A 19,163-nucleotide genomic window follows, 5' to 3' on the forward strand; every position below is an offset into this window, starting at 1 on the left:
AACCGTATACTCCCTTAGCAGGGGAGCGCCTTCAGCCTCTCGGCCACCTCACCGTCTTGCGGAGGCACATATTACGATTTACCAAAAATATGTCAAACATTTTCTTGGCAAAAATAGCAAAAAGTCTTTCAACCGTTGGCTATTTAATCAAAGCGACGTTAATTCGCTCTTTTTACTATCAATAGTCATTTTTTGAGCACAAAAAAGGCCAACAATGTGTCAGCCTCTTGATGTCATTAGTAATTGCCTGAAGGAGCGTTACCATTACCTTTTTCTGCTTGAATGCGCATGTAGATTTCTTCACGGTGAACCGACACTTCTTTCGGAGCGTTAACGCCGATGCGTACTTGGTTACCCTTTACGCCAAGAACAGTAACAGTGACTTCATCACCAATCATAAGAGTTTCGCCAACGCGGCGAGTTAAAATTAGCATTCTGTGCTCCTTGAGTAATCTCTGATTTATCTTGCTACTAGGCTATTATCTAACAAAAGTTATATTTTCGTAAACTCAATTATGGCTCGAATTTAACCCAAAAACGCTTGTTTTTGCTGACATTCGACAGCCTGCGCAGAAGTTATGTAAGCATCATGCAGTATGTTAGCCGCTTTGTCGACATATTCAGGTGACAGTACTAACATCAGTGAACGCACGTTTAGCGCATAATGCTCGACCTCAATCCCCTGCTCTGTCAGTAGAGTATGTGACCTTTCAATCAATCCCTCGACCTGGAGGCCAACGGCCGTTAACAAGCTTACCGGTTCACTATTACGGATTTTATCGTTAAAAACCAGCTCAAGCCTTGCATAAGCGTCGTGTTTTATCACCACTCCCACCCATTCTGCATGCTCGATCACATTCCAGATAGTGACACCTAGCATTTGACACTGCTTCTTCAAACTGGCCAGCGCTTCTTTTTCAATTTTGATCACACACATATCACGTTGAATCGCAAGGCCACAAATATCTGACTGACACTCTTCGCCTTTGACCAAACTGCCATCATCGGTGTTAAACGTCGACAGCACTCGCAAAGGTACATTGTTTTTCCATGCATATTGCACCGATGGTAGATGGAGTACTTTTGCACCTTTGCGCGCCATCTCTTCCATCGAAGGGAAATCAATTACCATCAGTTTTTGCGCCGATTTGACGATACGTGGATCGCAAGTATAAACGCCATCCACATCGGTGAAAATTTGACATTCATCGGCGCGCAGCGCTCCGGCTAACGTAACCGCACTGGTGTCAGACCCGCCACGGCCAAGCGTGGTGATGTCCCCATTATCATTGATACCTTGAAAACCCGCGACGATCACTATCTGATTTTGTTCTAGTAGCGCTGCTATCGTCGACGTATCAATATGTTTAATCGTTGCATCATTGTGTTGATTGTCTGTCACAATGTGTGCTTGTGCTCCGGTAAGTGAGCGTGCAGCATAACCCAACTTATTTAGCGTCATTGCTAATAGGGCCATTGATACTTGCTCACCAGCAGAGAGCAAAACATCAAGTTCTCGTGCGGTGGGGACACTGTCGACTTGTTTCGCCAGTTCCATCAATCTATTTGTTTCACCAGACATAGCAGAAACAACGACAACAACTTGATTACCATCATTTTTCGCCTTAATGATGTGTTCGGCAACCGTATGAATTCTTTCAATTGAACCCACCGACGTTCCGCCAAACTTTTGCACGATAAGGGGCTTTTTCACCAGTCTTCACCTTCCCAAGACCAAAGTCTCATTGGAGCTGCAACGATATTGATTCTGTTCGCAGTCATTTGACACAAAGACCAAGTCGCCTAACGGAGCACGATTAAATTGCTCAATTAAACCACTTGGTCGTATAAAAAATGACGCTCAACCAAAAAATGATTGAGCGTATTGATGACTTATTCCAATGTTAGAGGCGCTCTTCAAGCCAAGGTTGAACCGTTTTGATTGCCGCCGGTAATCCTGCGACATCGGAGCCACCCGCTTGAGCCATATCAGGTCGCCCCCCCCCTTTACCACCGACTTGTTCTGCTACCATTTTCACCAAGTCACCCGCTTTGACTTTGCCGGTCAAATCTTTAGTGACACCAGCAATCAGGCCAACTTTATCGCCCGTGGCATTGGCAAGCAGCACAACACCGCTCCCCATTTGATTTTTAATATCATCAACCATGGTGCGAAGGTTTTGGCTATCAGCGCCATTGAGTGCGGCAATAAGGACTTTCGTACCATTCACCTCGATCGTTTTACCCATGATATTGGCACTTTCTGCAGCCGCCATCTTGTCTTTCAGCCTTTGCAGCTCTTTTTCTAGTGCTTTAGCTTTTTGTGCTGACTCTGCTAGTTTCTCTTCGTACTTCGCGTTTTGTGCTTCAATCGCGTCTAGCGCTGCTTCGCCAGTCACCGCTTCGATACGGCGAACGCCTGCAGCTATTCCGCTTTCAGAGATAATTTTGAACAGACCAATATCACCGGTGCTCGATGCGTGGATACCGCCACACAGCTCGGTAGAAAAATCGCCCATCGATAAAACACGAACTTCGTCATCGTATTTCTCACCGAATAACGCCATTGCTCCTTTTTGCTTAGCCGATTCAATATCCATGATATTGGTTTCAATCACTAGGTTACGACGTACTTGTGCATTAACCAGACGCTCAACTTCTTTCAGTTCAGCCGGCGTGACCGCTTCAAGGTGAGAAAAGTCAAAACGAAGATTGTCTGCTTTAACTAAAGAGCCTTTCTGAGTAACGTGCTCACCAAGTACTTTGCGTAGTGCAGCATGTAATAAGTGCGTCGCTGAGTGGTTCAGTGAAATAGCGGCACGGCGCTCAGCATCAACGATCGCCGTCGCTTGGTCGCCTTTGGCTACAACACCTTCAGCTAATTCACCGTGGTGAGCAATCGCATTACCCAGCCTTTGGGTATCCTTAACCTTAAATAGACCTGATTCGGTCTTAATCACTCCGGCATCACCACACTGGCCGCCTGACTCTGCGTAGAACGGTGTCTCACTAAGAATAAGGATCGCTTTATCGCCAGCAGATAACGACTCTACTGCGTCACCTTCAACAAAGATTTCTGTAACCGTACTGCTGCCTTCAGTGCCGGTGTAACCGCAGAATTCAGATTGGGCGTCAGTTTTTATCACCGCGTTATAATCCGTACCAAACTGGCCTGCTTCACGAGCTCGTTGACGCTGGGCTTCCATCGCTTTTTCGAAGCCTTGTTCGTCGATAGCAAAGTCACGTTCACGTGCAACATCATTAGTCAGATCAGCCGGAAAACCGTAAGTATCGTAAAGTTTGAACACCGTTTCACCGTCGAGCACTTTGCCGTCTAATTCATCTAACGCTTCATTAAGAATCGCCATACCACGCTCTAGCGTGCGACCGAAGTTCTCTTCTTCAATACGTAGTACTTTCTCAACAATGGCTTGTTGTCTCGCGAGTTCTTCACCCGCCGTACCCATAACATTGGCTAAAACACCAACGAGTTTATGGAAGAAAACACCATTGGCACCGAGCTTGTTTCCGTGACGGACCGCACGACGGATGATACGACGTAATACGTAGCCACGTCCCTCGTTTGAAGGCATTACGCCATCTACGATAAGGAACGCACATGAACGGATGTGATCAGCCACAACGCGCAATGACTGGTTTGATAGATCATCATGACCAGTTACTTCCGCAGCGGCTTTAATCAAAGTTTGGAAAACATCGATTTCGTAGTTTGAGTGAACGCCCTGCATGATGGCAGAAATACGCTCAATGCCCATTCCGGTATCAACCGACGGTTTTGGTAGTGGTTCCATCGTACCGTCTGCATGACGGTTAAACTGCATGAATACGTTGTTCCAGATCTCGATGAAACGGTCGCCATCTTCTTCTGGCGTACCAGGACGGCCACCCCAAATGTGCTCACCATGATCATAGAAGATTTCAGTACACGGACCACAAGGGCCAGTATCACCCATTGTCCAGAAGTTGTCAGACTCGTACTGCTTGCCGCCTTCTTTGTCACCAATACGAACAATGCGATCAGCTGGCACGCCGACTTTCTTGTTCCAGATCTCGAATGCTTCATCATCTGTCTGGTAAACAGTGACGAGTAGGCGCTCTTTAGGTAGCTGTAGAGTCTCAGTCAAAAACTCCCAAGCAAACGCAATCGCGTCTTCTTTGAAGTAATCACCGAAGCTGAAATTACCGAGCATTTCGAAGAAGGTATGGTGACGAGCGGTGAAGCCAACGTTTTCTAAATCGTTGTGTTTACCACCTGCACGTACACAACGCTGAGCCGTCGTTGCTCGAGTATAGGCACGCTTTTCTGCGCCTAAGAAGCAATCTTTGAATTGGTTCATACCTGCGTTAGTAAATAGCAAGGTTGGGTCGTTATGCGGTACTAACGATGAACTTTCTACAATTTGGTGTCCTTTGCTCTCAAAGAATTTGAGGAACGCGTTACGAACCTCATCAGTGCTCATGTACATGCAGCTCTTCCTAAAAATAGTCGAGTTAGAATTTTGCGCTATTGTAGATCATGGTTAACGCTACGACTAGTTTTCTCGTAGAAAAGAACGGATAGGAACAAGAATTGATTTTGAATCATCAAATTGGCTAATTAAGTGGAAATTACTCCGGCGGCTCACTGTTTAATGCATAGTGAATTTGATCAAAGCTGTAGCCACGATATTGCAAAAAGCGCACTTGCTTGGCGTACTCTTTTTGGTCGTTAGCTTTATGACCCTTGAACTTTTTCTCTGCCGCACTTTTTGCTCGCTCGAACCAATCTTGTGGCTCTTGTTGCAATGCACAAGCGATCACCGATTCAGACACACGCTTTTGGCTTAATTCCTGACGAATACGTCGTTCACCGTGACCTTTGTAGACATGTTGTCTTATCTGACTTTTAGCGTAACGAAGATCATCAAGATAATGATTATCGAGACAATAATTTACCGCCATATCGATCTCATCCTCTGGGTAACCTTTTAAGGCTAACTTCTGATACAACTCATATTCGCCGTGATCACGACGACTTAATAGCTGCATTGCCGCTTCTTTACTCGACAATGTTGTAGGTTTACGTTCAAACATACCTTTGTGACCTAATAAAACAAAGCCCCGCGTTTGCAGGGCTTTGTATTGTTAAGTTTATTTTACAACTCTTCTTGCTCTGGCATTTTGCCAAGCTCCGCATCGTCAGACGTAATTTCAACCGGTGCAAGCAACATTTCACGTAACTTAGCATCAATGGCTTGCGCAGCCGTTGGATTTTCACGGAGATACTTGCCAGCGTTAGCTTTACCCTGACCAATTTTATCACCGTTGTAGCTATACCAAGCACCTGCTTTTTCGACCAGCTTGTGCTTCACGCCTAAGTCGATTAGCTCACCTTCACGGTTGAAGCCCTGGCCATAAAGAATTTGTGTCTCTGCTTGCTTAAATGGCGCTGCGATCTTGTTCTTAACCACTTTGATGCGAGTTTCGTTGCCCACAACTTCGTCACCATCTTTGATAGAACCAGTACGACGAATATCAAGGCGAACTGAAGCATAAAACTTAAGCGCATTACCACCAGTCGTCGTTTCTGGGTTACCAAACATCACACCAATCTTCATACGAATTTGGTTAATGAAGATACACATACAGTTAGACTGCTTGAGGTTACCCGTTAACTTACGCATTGCTTGTGAAAGCATACGAGCCTGCAAACCCATGTGGCTATCACCCATTTCACCTTCGATTTCGGCTTTCGGGGTCAATGCTGCCACAGAGTCAATGACCATGACATCAATCGCACCTGATCGCGCTAACGCGTCACAGATTTCAAGTGCTTGCTCGCCAGTATCTGGTTGAGATACAAGTAGCGCGTCAATATCAACACCCAGTTTCTTGGCATAAATAGGATCAAGCGCGTGTTCAGCATCAATGAAGGCACAGGTTTTACCGACACGTTGAGCGGCAGCAATCAGTTCTAGCGTTAAGGTTGTTTTACCTGAAGATTCAGGGCCATAAACCTCAACAATACGTCCCATCGGAAGGCCGCCAGCACCCAGGGCAATATCAAGAGAAAGAGAGCCTGTAGAAATAGTCTCTACGTCCATTGTGCGGTTGTCGCCAAGGCGCATAATTGAGCCTTTGCCGAATTGCTTTTCAATCTGACCTAGTGCAGCGGCAAGCGCTTTCTGTTTGTTCTCGTTCATCACTTTCTCCAAATGATTCATCTGATGCTGATGACTATCAATCTAACTCTTCCGTTCAGCAGTATATTGCTAAACAATTAATGCAATTCATTATACTGTTGATTCATACAGTGTCTATAGCTTGGCTAACATTTTTTGCTTTTTAAACCTATCTAATTAATTTAAATGACTTTAAGAAGAAATACTTCAATTGTCACTTAAGACGGCTTAGTTGTTCATACAGTACTTTTATGGCTAGCTCGACCGCTTGCTGGCGCACCTGCTGACGATCACCATCAAGTTGGTAAGTACGTACCTCTAACCAGCCCTGCTTGTTTGCCCAAGCAAAACAAACACTACCAACGGGCTTTTGCTCTGTGCCTCCACCAGGACCTGCAATTCCACTAATAGAGACCCCAATAGTCGCATTAGAGCGCTGCAATGCGCCTAGTACCATCTCTTTGACCGTCTCTTCACTGACCGCGCCATGTTGGGCTAACGTCTCTGCGTGTACACCCAGCATTTCCATTTTCGCCTCATTGCTATACGAGATATACGCTCTATCAAACCACTGTGAACTGCCAGCAATATCGGTAATGGCGGTAGCAACGCCCCCTCCAGTACAGGACTCAGCCGTCACTAATACTTCTCTGTGGGCAAGTAATCGTTCACCCAAACTCTTTGCACTGTCCATATTTATTCTCATGATTGGTTAGTGTCTGTTTATCTTTCTCGGTTAAATTTTTTTCGAGATACCTTGTATCAATTTCCCACAAAGTGCTGCAAAAATCAGCTCGAAAGGTCAACAGACCCTAGTCACTCAATAACAATACTCTACCACTATCATCGTTGTTTTATCGAAAAGTGACATTTATCCTTTATTAAGTGCTGAATCATGGGCCCGAATCCACTCGCCTCCTCTGATGAATAATGCGGATCTCCCACCAACCTTAATCGTTCAACGCACGGAATAGATTAAGCTTTAAATTGCTCTTACTAGGACTGTTTTGATACCCTGCGAGTAATTTAAACCGTTCGTAAACGAGTCGCATGAAAGAGCAAAAACACACACCCATGATGCTGCAATATCTCAAGCTTAAAGCTGAGAACCCAGACATTCTGCTGTTCTATCGTATGGGTGATTTTTATGAGCTGTTTTACGATGATGCCAAACGTGCGTCTCAGCTATTAGATATATCCCTGACCAAACGTGGCGCCTCTGCGGGCGAGCCGATCCCGATGGCGGGCGTGCCTTTTCATGCTGTAGAGGGTTATTTAGCCAAATTGGTGCAACTTGGTGAGTCTGTCGCGATTTGTGAGCAAATTGGTGACCCTGCCACCAGCAAAGGACCAGTAGAACGTAAAGTGGTACGCATTGTCACGCCTGGTACTGTGACTGACGAAGCGCTGCTTTCTGAGCGACTCGACAACCTTATTGCCGCCATTTACCACCACGATGGTCAATTTGGTTATGCGACGTTAGATATAACCTCTGGCCGTTTTCAACTGATGGAGCCACAAAGCGAAGAGGCGATGGCGGCTGAGCTTCAACGTACTTCACCACGAGAGCTGCTGTTTCCAGAAGACTTTGAACCGGTTGAACTCATGTCGGCGCGTAACGGCAATCGTCGTCGTCCGGTATGGGAATTTGAATTAGACACTGCAAAGCAGCAACTCAATCAACAATTTGGTACTCGTGATTTGGTTGGTTTTGGGGTTGAACAAGCCACTCTCGGCTTGTGCGCTGCGGGCTGTTTGATTCAATACGTTAAAGACACTCAACGTACTGCGTTGCCGCACATCCGTTCATTGACATTTGATCGCCAAGATCACTCCGTCATTCTCGATGCCGCGACACGTCGTAACCTTGAAATTACCCATAATCTTTCAGGTGGGATCGACAATACCTTGTCAGAGGTGCTTGATCATACCGCAACCGCAATGGGCAGCCGCATGCTCAAGCGTTGGTTGCACCAACCAATGCGTGATATCGACACGCTCAATCAACGTTTGGATGCGATTGGCGATCTTAAGGATCTCACGCTATTTAGTGAGCTTTATCCGGTATTGAAGCAAGTCGGCGATATTGAACGTATTTTAGCACGCCTCGCATTGCGTAGCGCCAGACCGCGCGACATGGCTCGCTTGCGTTTTGCTATGCAGCAATTGCCTGAATTGAATGAAATCATGAGTTCCGTCAATCATCCTTACTTGAGTCAATTGGCCCAATTGACCGCACCGATGGATGAAGTTTGTCACTTATTAGAGCGAGCCGTCAAAGAGAATCCTCCGGTTGTGATTCGTGATGGCGGTGTGATTGCATCAGGTTATAACGAAGAGCTCGATGAGTGGCGTAAGCTGGCAGATGGTGCGACGGAATACCTAGATAAAATGGAGCAAGAAGAGCGAGAACGTCATGGTATCGATACGCTCAAGGTCGGTTACAACAACGTTCACGGTTTCTTTATTCAAGTCAGTCGTGGTCAAAGCCATCTCGTTCCGCCTCATTATGTTCGCCGTCAAACGCTAAAAAATGCCGAACGTTATATCATTCCTGAGCTCAAAGAACATGAAGATAAGGTGCTTAGTTCTAAGTCAAAAGCCCTCGCGCTCGAAAAGCAGCTATGGGAGGCGTTATTTGATTTACTGCTTCCACATCTAGAACAAATGCAAAACCTCGCGTCAGCGCTGTCGCAAATCGATGTATTGCAAAACCTTGCCGAGCGTGCAGATAGCCTAGATTACTGCCGCCCAACACTGAGCAAAAAGGTCGGTATCCATATTCAAAATGGCCGCCATCCCGTCGTTGAACAAGTGATGGACGAGCCGTTTATCGCCAATCCGATTGAGCTCAACCCACAACGTAAAATGCTAATTATTACCGGCCCGAACATGGGTGGTAAATCGACCTATATGCGCCAAACCGCTTTGATTGCACTAATGGCACACATTGGCTCTTATGTTCCCGCCGAGTCAGCAACGATCGGTTCAATTGATCGCATTTTTACTCGTATCGGCGCATCGGATGATCTCGCCTCTGGCCGCTCAACGTTCATGGTCGAAATGACAGAGACCGCAAATATCTTGCATAATGCAACCGCAAACAGCTTAGTGCTGATGGATGAGATCGGCCGCGGCACCAGTACTTATGATGGTCTCTCATTAGCTTGGGCAAGTGCCGAATGGCTGGCAAAGCAAATTGGTTCAATGACACTGTTTGCTACCCACTACTTTGAATTGACGGAATTACCTAACTTATTGCCAGACTTGGCCAACGTCCACCTTGATGCGGTTGAACACGGTGACAGCATCGCCTTCATGCATGCCGTGCAAGAAGGCGCTGCGAGTAAATCTTACGGTTTAGCCGTTGCAAGTTTAGCTGGTGTGCCAAAAAGTGTGATTAAAAATGCCCGCGCCAAGCTGACTCAATTAGAGCAAATTGGTCAAGTGACGGACGGCGCGCCGACAAACCGTAACGTCGATATTGCCAATCAACTTAGTCTGATACCAGAACCAAGCGAAATTGAGCAAGCATTGGCCAATATTGTCCCTGACGATCTCACGCCAAGGCAAGCTCTTGAAGAGCTGTATCGTCTGAAAAAACTCTTATAAGCATACAAAAACGGCAGCCATCAGGCTGCCGTTCTTCTATAAGGTCATGTCCGTTACCAAGTCATGTCCGTCACAATTTACGCCGCAGTAACAATAAGGCGATGGTCAAAAATACCATGCTTGGCATCACGGCACCGAACACTGGCGGAATGTTATACACCAAGCTTAACGGCCCAAAGAACTCACTAGAAATATAGAAAGTAAAGCCGGCAATAACCCCTGACAGAATACGCGCGCCCATGGTCACGCTGCGCAGCGGCCCAAAGATAAAGGACAACGCCATCAGCATCATCACCCCAATCGAAAACGGCTGAGTCACTTTACGCCAAAATGCCAACTCATAACGCGCCGGATCTTGCTCTGAGGCTTTCAAGTAGGTCACATAGTCATATAATCCAGCCAGTGATAGCTCTTCTGGTTTTACCGTCACCACTGCAAGCTTGTCGGGAGCCAACGATGTAGTCCAACGATACTCTGGCAGGCTCTGTTTAGCGATTTCGATTTCGTCTGCCATCTCGGTGATCTGGACATCTTTCATTATCCACGTGTTGTTAGCGTCGTACTCGACTTCGGCAGCATGAACCACGCTCTTAAGATGTTTATTGTCATCGAAACGCCACATATTCATGACGTAGATTTTGTCATCTTCGACCTTGCCAATAAAAATAAAGTCATTCGCATCTCGCGCCCACACGCCAGTACGCACCGATAAAATAGCGCCGTTCGAGGTCGCAAACGCACGTAAATCACGTGCCATTTTCTGCGCTTGTGGCGCGCCCCACTGGCCTAATAAAGTCACAACAATCATTAACGGCACTGCGGTTTTCAGCACCGACATGCCGATGTTGAGTTTCGAAAAACCAGCCGCTTGCATGACCACTAACTCTGAGCTCGACGCTAGCATGCCCAAACCAATCAGTGCGCCAAGTAACGCTGCCATTGGAAAAAACATTTCAATATCACGCGGAATACTGAGTAAAACGAACAACAACGCCTGGATGAGGTCATAGGTTCCATCTCCCACTTTACGCAACTGCTCAACGTATTTAATGATTGCAGACAAGCCCACAAAGGTCGCTAGCACTAATGAAGTGGTCGCAATGATGGTTTTGCCGATATAAAGATCGAGAATTTTAAACACGACTTACGCTGCCTTTTTTCTTTGTATTAATTTGTCTTTAAAGCGGCGAACAGGAATGCTGTCCATCGAGTTAATCCCAATTGCGGTAAGCAGTAATGCCGCATTAATTGGCCACATCCCGATTACCGCAGGGATAGTTCCATCTTCTAATGCTGATTTTGTCGCACTAATGGAGAGGAAGTAAGCCAGGTAGATCAGGATCGCCGGGCCCATTTTAGCAAAGCGCCCCTGACGTGGATTAACAGCAGACAGCGGGACAACCAACATGGTCAGCAAGGGAATACATACCACAAGCGAGATACGCCACTGCAATTCAGCTTGTGCACGCGGATCATGATTTTTGATTAGCTCCAGAGTCGGAATGGCTTCCCAGTCACGACCTTTGGGCTTAACGTCACGCTGACCTATCAAACCTTCATATTGATCAAACTCGGTAATCATATAATCAACGCGGGTCGGTACTCCTTCGTAGCGCGTCCCTTGGTACATACGAATCACTTGGCGACCATCACTAAGTTGTTTCACTTCTCCAGATTGAGAAAAAGAAACACTCGGTAAAATAGAGTCTCGCGGGCGCATTTGCGCGACAAACACATGTTTGAGTTGCTTGCCGTCAATATCATCAATAAACACCACAGAAGAGCCATCTGGTGTTCCTTGAAAGTGGCCTTTTTTGAGCAAATCTACGCTATTTTCCGATTCGACTTCTTCTTGTAACTGCGCCAGTTTGTCTTGACTGTAAGGTGAGAAGACAAATGAGTTAAAGCCGGCGATCACCCCCGTAATCACCGCCAAATACAATGCCGAGCGAATCAAGAACTTATTGCCAATACCAGTGGCGTTCATCACGGTAATTTCACTTTCTGCGTACAAACGGCCGAAAGTCAGCAAGATCCCTAAAAACAGACTCAGAGGCAGCATCAATAATCCCATTGATGGCATACTCAAGGCGACGTAATGCATCACCAAACTAGCGGGAATATCACCATCGGATGCATCAGCCAATACTTTGATCAATTTTTGGCTCAGGAACACGAGAAAAAGGATAAAAAATATCGCTAATTGGCTTTTGAGTGTCTCGCGGATCAAATATCTAACAATAATCACGCTGAAATTACCTATACAAAACTTGTTTTTTTAATTGAATCACTATAATTTCCCGTTAAACCTTTTATTTTATAAATTTTTGGCTAACTGTTAATGCGCTTATTTAAGGATAGTTCCGAGTAAGGAATCAACCAGTAAGATGCATTATCTAACATTTAGTTCTATTTGTCTTCAGGATGTAGGAGTACGCATGGAGTTCAGTGTAAAAAGTGGCAGTCCAGAGAAACAGCGCAGTGCATGTATCGTTGTGGGTGTGTTCGAGCCACGTCGCCTTTCTCCAGTTGCTGAGCAACTCGATAAAATCAGCGATGGCTATATTAGTTCACTGCTTCGCCGTGGTGATCTGGAAGGAAAACCGGGGCAAATGCTTCTGCTTCATCAAGTACCAGGTGTGCTGTCTGAACGCGTTTTATTGGTCGGTTGCGGCAAAGAGCGCGAACTTGGTGAGCGTCAATACAAAGAAATCATTCAAAAAACCATTAACACGCTTAATGAAACCGGTTCGATGGAAGCGGTATGCTTCTTAACAGAACTGCATGTTAAAGGACGCGATACCTATTGGAAAGTGCGTCAAGCCGTTGAAGCAACCAAAGATGGCTTGTACACCTTTGATCAGTTTAAAACGGTTAAACCTGAAACACGCCGTCCATTGCGTAAGTTGGTCTTTAACGTGCCAACACGTCGTGAGCTCAACCTAGGCGAGAAAGCAATCACACACGGGCTGGCTATCTCTTCTGGTGTTAAAGCCTCGAAAGATCTCGGTAACATGCCACCAAATGTGGCAAATCCTGCTTACCTTGCCTCACAAGCTCGCCGTTTGGCAGACGATTACGCAACCGTCACGACCAAGATCATCGGTGAACAAGAGATGGAAAAACTGGGTATGACCTCATACCTAGCCGTAGGCCGAGGCTCTAAAAACGATTCTATGATGTCAATCATGGAGTACAAAGGCAACCCCGATCCAGATGCCAAGCCTATCGTTCTAGTAGGTAAAGGCCTCACGTTCGATTCAGGCGGTATTTCTCTTAAGCCAGGAGAAGGAATGGATGAGATGAAGTACGACATGTGTGGTGCTGCATCTGTATTCGGAACCATGAAAGCGCTGGCTAAGCTCAACCTGCCTATCAATGTGACGGGTATCCTTGCAGGCTGTGAAAACATGCCTGGCAGTAATGCTTATCGCCCTGGTGACATCCTTACCACCATGTCAGGTCAAACCGTTGAAGTACTCAACACCGATGCAGAAGGCCGCCTGGTTCTTTGTGATGTGTTAACGTACGTTGAGCGCTTTGAACCTGAGTGTGTGGTTGATGTTGCCACGCTGACAGGAGCGTGTGTTATCGCACTCGGTCATCACATCAGCGGCGTTATCTCAAACCATAACCCACTGTCTCATGAACTCGTCAACGCTTCTGAGCAAGCCAGTGATCGTGCTTGGCGCCTACCAATGGCAGACGAATACCATGAACAGCTCAAGAGCCCATTTGCCGATATGGCAAACATTGGTGGTCGCCCAGGTGGCACCATCACAGCCGGTTGTTTCTTGTCTAAGTTCGCCAAGAAATACCATTGGGCTCACCTTGATATCGCCGGTACCGCGTGGAAGTCAGGTGCAGCGAAAGGGTCTACGGGGCGCCCAGTCTCAATGCTTGTCCAATTCTTACTCAACCGAAGTGGCCAAGAGACTGAGGAACAAACCTCAAAATAATCAAAAGGGCCGCAAGGCCCTTTTTTGTAGGCTTAGGAAAAGTCATGGCAAATGCAACGTTTTACATCGTTCCACCTGATTCCACTCAAGCGAGTCCGGAAGGCTTTGCGCACTATGTCCTGTTTCTCGCGCAGCATTTCGCCAAGCAAGGCGCAAAGGTTTATCTTAATTGCAACGATAAGGTACACGCCGAGCAAATCGCCGAACGATTTTGGCAAGTTGATCCCGCGCAGTTTATTGCGCACAATTTGGTCGGTGAAGGCCCTAAGTATGCAACCAATATCGAAATCGGTTACCAAGCAGTCAAGCCTTCTTGGAACAGGCAATTGGTAATAAATTTGGCCGATAATAAGACAACCTTTGCGAACAAGTTTGCTGAGGTGGTAGACTTCGTGCCTTGCGAAGAAAAAGCCAAGCAACTGGCACGAGAAAGATATAAAATCTATCGCCAAGCTGGCTATCAGCTACAAACGGTCAATATTGACCACAACTAGTGGTCAATCCTTATAGTTAAGCTCTCCATTTAGAGAGTTCACTTATAATGATTGACTAAGATTTACCATCAACCAGAAAAGATTTCCTCAAAATAGTTGGGCGAAGAACAAGGCAACACGTGCGCAAATCCCTATCATCACACGAGTGGGCTTTTGAATGCCGTTAACGCCGCTCCCCGTCCAAATACGTCGAGGAAAAAGGCGACTATGGAAAAGACATATAACCCAACTTCAATCGAACAAGCTTTATACCAAGCTTGGGAAGAGAAAGGCTACTTTAAGCCACACGGTGATACTTCAAAGCAAGCTTACAGCATCATGATCCCACCACCAAACGTCACCGGTAGCCTACATATGGGCCATGCGTTCCAAGACACGATCATGGATACTCTGATCCGTGCAGAGCGTATGAAGGGTAAAAATACGCTTTGGCAAGTCGGTACTGACCACGCGGGTATCGCAACTCAAATGGTGGTTGAGCGTAAAATTGCAGCAGAAGAAGGCAAAACAAAACACGACTACGGCCGTGAAGCTTTCATCGACAAAATCTGGGAATGGAAAGCCGAATCAGGTGGCACCATCACGAAACAGCTACGTCGCCTAGGCGCATCGGTAGATTGGGATCGTGAACGATTCACAATGGATGATGGCCTTTCGGCTGCCACTCAAGAAGTGTTTGTCCGTCTTTACGAAGAAGACCTCATCTACCGTGGTAAACGCCTAGTAAACTGGGATCCGAAACTGCACACGGCGATTTCTGATCTTGAAGTAGAAAACAAAGATAAAAAAGGCCACATGTGGCACTTCCGCTACCCATTAGCGAATGGCGTTAAAACCGCAGACGGTAAAGACTACATTGTTGTTGCCACGACACGTCCAGAAACCATGCTCGGTGACACTGGCGTCGCGGTAAACCCTGAAGATCCTCGTTACAAAGATCTTATCGGTCAACACGTTCTCCTACCGATCATCAACCGTTTGATCCCTATCGTCGCTGATGAGCACGCCGATATGGAAAAAGGCACAGGTTGTGTGAAGATCACGCCTGCTCACGACTTTAACGATTACGAAGTGGGTAAACGTCACGGCCTACCGATGATCAACATCCTAACCTTCAACGCCGACATTCGTGATGCAGCTGAAGTGTTCACCACTAACGGTGAAGAAAGCGATGTTTACTCTACCGAGTTACCGGCTAAATACCAAGGTATGGAGCGCTTTGCAGCACGTAAAGCGATCGTAGCTGAGTTTGATCAACTGGGCTTACTCGAAGAAGTGAAAGATCACGACTTAACCGTACCTTACGGCGATCGTGGTGGTGTGGTTATCGAACCAATGCTGACTGACCAATGGTACGTACGCACAGCGCCTCTTGCTGAGCCTGCAGTTAAAGCCGTTGAAGATGGCCAGATCCAGTTCGTGCCTAAACAGTACGAAAACATGTACTTCGCGTGGATGCGTGACGTGCAAGACTGGTGTATCTCTCGTCAACTTTGGTGGGGCCACCGTATCCCAGCATGGTACGACAACGATGGTAAAGTTTACGTAGGTCGCACTGAAGAAGAAGTTCGTGAAAAGAACAACCTCGCGCCTGTTGTTGTACTTAAGCAAGACGACGACGTGTTGGATACCTGGTTCTCTTCTGCCCTGTGGACATTCGGTACACAAGGCTGGCCTGAAGATACTGAAGCGCTGAAAACATTCCATCCATCTGATGTGTTAGTTTCAGGTTTCGACATCATCTTCTTCTGGGTTGCTCGTATGATCATGATGACGATGCACTTCTGTAAAGATGAACAAGGCAATGCGCAAGTGCCTTTTAAAACCGTTTACATGACTGGCCTTATCCGTGATGAGAACGGTGACAAAATGTCTAAGTCTAAGGGCAACGTCCTTGACCCTATCGACATGATCGACGGTATTGATCTTGAATCTTTGGTTGAAAAGCGTTGTGGCAACATGATGCAGCCGCAACTTGCGAAGAAGATTGAAAAGAACACACGTAAAACCTTTGAAAACGGTATTGAACCCTACGGCACCGATGCCCTGCGTTTCACCCTAGCAGCCATGGCTTCAACTGGCCGTGACATCAACTGGGACATGAAGCGTCTTGAAGGTTACCGTAACTTCTGTAACAAGCTATGGAACGCAAGTCGTTACGTACTCATGAACACAGAAGAACACGACTGTGGTATGTCGCTGTCTGCCAAGGACCGTGCAAACATGGAATTCTCTCTGGCTGATAAGTGGATTGAGTCTCAGTTTGAAGTGGCTGCAAAAGAGTTTAACGCTCACCTAGACAACTACCGTCTAGATATGGCAGCGAACACTTTGTACGAGTTCATTTGGAACCAGTTCTGTGACTGGTATCTAGAGCTAACTAAACCGGTTCTTTGGAAAGGTGATGCAGCCCAACAGCAAGCAACACGCTACACCTTGATTACGGTTCTTGAGAAGACACTGCGTCTTGCTCACCCAGTACTTCCTTACATCACCGAGTCAATCTGGCAGAGCGTTAAGCCGCTCATTGATGGTGTGGAAGGCGACACAATTATGCTACAAGCGCTGCCTCAGTACGACGAAGCCAACTTCCACCAAGAAGCACTCGACGACATCGAGTGGGTCAAAGCGTTCATCACTAGTATTCGTAACCTACGTGCCGAGTACGACATTGCACCAGGCAAACCGCTAGACGTGATGCTAAAAGCAAGCGAGCAAGATGCTGCGCGCCTAGAAGCAAACCGCAAAGTATTGATGGCGTTAGCTAAACTTGAGCAAATCACGCTGGTATCGGAAGGTGACACACTACCGGCATGTGCAACGGCACTGGTTGCTAAGTCTGAACTATTGATCCCGATGGCAGGCCTTATCGACAAGGATGCAGAGCTTGCGCGTCTTGATGGCGAAATCAACAAGACTCACGGTGAAATCAAACGCATCGAAGGCAAGCTAGGCAATCAAGGTTTCGTTGCTAAAGCCCCTGAAGCGGTTGTCGCTAAAGAGCGTGAAAAGCTTGAAGGTTACAAAGAGACGCTAGTGAAGCTTGAAGAACAAAAGACCACCATCGCTGCACTATAATTGAGTTGCAACACGATAGTTAATCGGTAACATACTGAAATAAAAGGGCCAGTCATCGCGACTGGCCCTTTTTACGTGTGTGTCCCATCCTGAAATAGGATTACACCACTCGATTGTGCTCTCGACCTTCAATAAAGGCGCCAATATTGTCGATAAGAATATTGGCTAAGTTTTGAATCGCAGAATCACTGCCCCATGCCACATGAGGCGTGAGAAGCAAATTGGGTAAGTGCATATTAGCAATTAAGGAGTTGGACTCATCAGCAGGTTCGTCGGTAAACACATCAATCCCTGCACCACGAATAGTGCCATGTTTTAACGCATCGACTAACGCCTCTTCATCAACCAAGCCACCGCGCCCAGCATTAATCACAATCGAGCTCGACTTCATACTCGCAAGCTCATGACGACCAATCAAATGGCGCGTCTCGTCATTGAGTGGGCAATGCAGCGTCACCACATCTGACATCGCCAATAAACGCTCAAACGAGATATACCCCTGACGACACTGGCGTTGTCCTTTGCGTTCAGCAAACAGCACATTCATTCCCACTGACTTCGCTAACTGGGCCGTCGCTTGACCTAAAGCACCACTGCCAATGATACCCAGTGTCGATCCTGCCACATCACTGATGGGATGAGTAAAGAAACAGAACTGCTTATGTCGCTGCCACTCTCCAGCGGCAATGTCATTATGATACCCCTTCAAATTGCGCTTGAGGGCAAAGATCATCGCCAACACGTGCTCAGGAACGGACTGGGTGGCATACCCACGAATGTTGGTTACGGCAATACCAAACTCTTGGCACGCCTCGATATCGACATTGTTAAAGCCTGTTGCGGCGATCGCGATCATCTTAAGATTCGGCAACTGCATCAATATCGCACGATCAAGAACCACTTTATTGGTGATCACGATATCCGCTTGCTGGAGACGATCAACAACCTCGCCAGGCGCGGTCAGATCATACTCTCGCCATTGATGATCAAAAGGCAGATGGGGCAAATCAATTCGAGTTGGGATCGTAGCACGATCAAGAAAGACAATAGTCGGCAGCGTCATGGAACCTCCGTGTCGCTGCCTTGGAAATAGGTTATGGGTGTGGCAGCGTTTTATAGTCTGGTAATTCTCGCACAGGTGCGAAAAAGTGAAAGATAATCGCTTCCGCTTCAAGATAGAAGTCACAAGGAACAAACAGACTACGCAAACTATTGCATTGTGGGTGATAGAAACTCAGTTCAGCGGCGTGCAATTCTAATCGATTAGAAAAATCAAACGCCTCATCTTGGGCGTAAAACTCATCGCCAACAATCGCATGTCCTAGCGCTTGCATATGAACACGCAATTGGTGTGAGCGACCTGTAGTAGGCAGCAAGCGAACCAAGGTGGTTTTTGCTTCACGCTTGACCACTTGATAGCGCGTTTTAGCCTGTTTGCCTGTTTCAAAACACACTTTCTGTTTAGGACGATTAGGCCAATCGCCAATAAGCGGCAAATTAACTTCTCCCTCATCCGCCTCAACATGACCCCATACCCGCGCATAATAAACCTTGTGGGTTAAGCGGTATTGAAATTGCTTTTTCAGCGCCCGTTCAGCAAGCTTGTTTTTCGCTAGCAGCATTAACCCCGAAGTGTCCATATCAAGGCGGTGAACCACTTGAACATCGGGGTAAATATCCACTAGGCGAGACCACATACTGTCGTAATGCTCAGCTAAACGCCCAGGAACAGACAACAATCCCGACGGCTTATTCACCGCCAGAATATGCTCATCTTCAAAGACAATATCAACCCAAGGCTCAGTTGGCGGGTGGTACTCTGTCATGGCCATAAAGAC

14 protein-coding genes are annotated in these 19,163 nt (G+C 46.7%); 4 read left to right on the forward strand and 10 right to left on the reverse strand.

The window, feature by feature from the left end; translation table 11 throughout:
- Positions 1–236: 236 nt before the first annotated feature.
- The 6 genes from csrA to CDZ87_RS09415 form a co-directional block, all read right to left on the reverse strand.
- On the reverse strand, positions 237–434 hold the full coding sequence (gene csrA, locus CDZ87_RS09390; protein WP_038175355.1) for a carbon storage regulator CsrA: 198 nt from the start codon (positions 432–434) through the stop codon (positions 237–239).
- Between the two features lie 92 nt (positions 435–526).
- Positions 527–1,714, reverse strand: coding sequence for an aspartate kinase (locus tag CDZ87_RS09395; RefSeq protein ID WP_100753317.1), 1,188 nt, complete (start codon positions 1,712–1,714; stop codon positions 527–529).
- Between the two features lie 190 nt (positions 1,715–1,904).
- Positions 1,905–4,487, reverse strand: a complete 2,583-nt coding sequence (gene alaS / locus CDZ87_RS09400) for an alanine--tRNA ligase (RefSeq protein WP_100753318.1) — start codon at positions 4,485–4,487, stop codon at positions 1,905–1,907.
- Positions 4,488–4,629: 142 nt separating this feature from the next.
- Complete coding sequence (gene recX, locus CDZ87_RS09405; RefSeq protein ID WP_100753319.1) at positions 4,630–5,094, reverse strand: recombination regulator RecX; 465 nt, start codon at positions 5,092–5,094, stop codon at positions 4,630–4,632.
- Positions 5,095–5,156: 62 nt separating this feature from the next.
- The gene (recA, locus tag CDZ87_RS09410; RefSeq protein WP_100753320.1) at positions 5,157–6,203 is read right to left on the reverse strand and encodes a recombinase RecA; all 1,047 of its coding nucleotides are present in this window, start codon (positions 6,201–6,203) and stop codon (positions 5,157–5,159) included.
- A gap of 193 nt (positions 6,204–6,396) precedes the next feature.
- Positions 6,397–6,876 (reverse strand): CinA family protein, encoded by a 480-nt coding sequence (locus CDZ87_RS09415; protein WP_245834680.1) that lies wholly within the window; start codon positions 6,874–6,876, stop codon positions 6,397–6,399.
- A 356-nt stretch (positions 6,877–7,232) separates the two neighbouring features.
- Here CDZ87_RS09415 and mutS point away from each other — a divergent pair, with 356 nt between their 5' ends.
- Complete coding sequence (gene mutS / locus CDZ87_RS09420) at positions 7,233–9,794, forward strand: DNA mismatch repair protein MutS (RefSeq protein WP_100753322.1); 2,562 nt, start codon at positions 7,233–7,235, stop codon at positions 9,792–9,794.
- 70 nt (positions 9,795–9,864) lie between these two features.
- Here the strand turns inward: mutS and lptG are convergent, their stop codons facing one another.
- Positions 9,865–10,935 carry an LPS export ABC transporter permease LptG gene (gene lptG, locus CDZ87_RS09425; RefSeq protein ID WP_100753323.1) on the reverse strand — a complete coding sequence of 357 codons (1,071 nt, stop codon included), beginning with the start codon at positions 10,933–10,935 and terminating at the stop codon, positions 9,865–9,867.
- A 3-nt stretch (positions 10,936–10,938) separates the two neighbouring features.
- Complete coding sequence (gene lptF, locus CDZ87_RS09430) at positions 10,939–12,042, reverse strand: LPS export ABC transporter permease LptF (RefSeq protein ID WP_100753324.1); 1,104 nt, start codon at positions 12,040–12,042, stop codon at positions 10,939–10,941.
- A 190-nt stretch (positions 12,043–12,232) separates the two neighbouring features.
- On the opposite strand from lptF, the gene pepA reads away from it, so the two are divergent.
- The 3 genes from pepA to CDZ87_RS09445 all read left to right on the forward strand — a co-directional run bounded on the left by pepA (position 12,233) and on the right by CDZ87_RS09445 (position 17,325).
- On the forward strand, positions 12,233–13,753 hold the full coding sequence (pepA, locus tag CDZ87_RS09435) for a leucyl aminopeptidase (protein ID WP_100753325.1): 1,521 nt from the start codon (positions 12,233–12,235) through the stop codon (positions 13,751–13,753).
- A gap of 44 nt (positions 13,754–13,797) precedes the next feature.
- Positions 13,798–14,247 (forward strand): DNA polymerase III subunit chi, encoded by a 450-nt coding sequence (locus CDZ87_RS09440; RefSeq protein ID WP_100753326.1) that lies wholly within the window; start codon positions 13,798–13,800, stop codon positions 14,245–14,247.
- Positions 14,248–14,454: 207 nt separating this feature from the next.
- Entirely contained in the window at positions 14,455–17,325 is a 2,871-nt protein-coding gene (locus CDZ87_RS09445) for a valine--tRNA ligase (RefSeq protein ID WP_100753327.1), read from the forward strand.
- 100 nt (positions 17,326–17,425) lie between these two features.
- Here CDZ87_RS09445 and CDZ87_RS09450 read toward each other — a convergent pair whose 3' ends face one another.
- Positions 17,426–18,388 (reverse strand): D-2-hydroxyacid dehydrogenase, encoded by a 963-nt coding sequence (locus CDZ87_RS09450; protein WP_100753328.1) that lies wholly within the window; start codon positions 18,386–18,388, stop codon positions 17,426–17,428.
- Between the two features lie 31 nt (positions 18,389–18,419).
- Positions 18,420–19,157 carry a bifunctional tRNA pseudouridine(32) synthase/23S rRNA pseudouridine(746) synthase RluA gene (gene rluA / locus CDZ87_RS09455; RefSeq protein WP_100753329.1) on the reverse strand — a complete coding sequence of 246 codons (738 nt, stop codon included), beginning with the start codon at positions 19,155–19,157 and terminating at the stop codon, positions 18,420–18,422.
- Positions 19,158–19,163: the final 6 nt, after the last annotated feature.

This window comes from Vibrio salilacus, assembly GCF_002811245.1.
In the GTDB taxonomy this organism is placed as follows: domain Bacteria; phylum Pseudomonadota; class Gammaproteobacteria; order Enterobacterales; family Vibrionaceae; genus Vibrio; species Vibrio salilacus.

Coding starts and splice junctions, on each gene's coding strand:
- CDZ87_RS09450 (WP_100753328.1), bottom strand. CDS start 18,388: ATGACGCTGCCGACTATTGTCTTTCTTGATCGTGCTACGATCCCAACT.
- recA (WP_100753320.1), bottom strand. CDS start 6,203: ATGAACGAGAACAAACAGAAAGCGCTTGCCGCTGCACTAGGTCAGATT.
- CDZ87_RS09440 (WP_100753326.1), top strand. CDS start 13,798: ATGGCAAATGCAACGTTTTACATCGTTCCACCTGATTCCACTCAAGCG.
- csrA (WP_038175355.1), bottom strand. CDS start 434: ATGCTAATTTTAACTCGCCGCGTTGGCGAAACTCTTATGATTGGTGAT.
- recX (WP_100753319.1), bottom strand. CDS start 5,094: ATGTTTGAACGTAAACCTACAACATTGTCGAGTAAAGAAGCGGCAATG.
- rluA (WP_100753329.1), bottom strand. CDS start 19,157: ATGGCCATGACAGAGTACCACCCGCCAACTGAGCCTTGGGTTGATATT.
- mutS (WP_100753322.1), top strand. CDS start 7,233: ATGAAAGAGCAAAAACACACACCCATGATGCTGCAATATCTCAAGCTT.
- pepA (WP_100753325.1), top strand. CDS start 12,233: ATGGAGTTCAGTGTAAAAAGTGGCAGTCCAGAGAAACAGCGCAGTGCA.
- CDZ87_RS09445 (WP_100753327.1), top strand. CDS start 14,455: ATGGAAAAGACATATAACCCAACTTCAATCGAACAAGCTTTATACCAA.
- CDZ87_RS09415 (WP_245834680.1), bottom strand. CDS start 6,876: ATGGACAGTGCAAAGAGTTTGGGTGAACGATTACTTGCCCACAGAGAA.
- alaS (WP_100753318.1), bottom strand. CDS start 4,487: ATGTACATGAGCACTGATGAGGTTCGTAACGCGTTCCTCAAATTCTTT.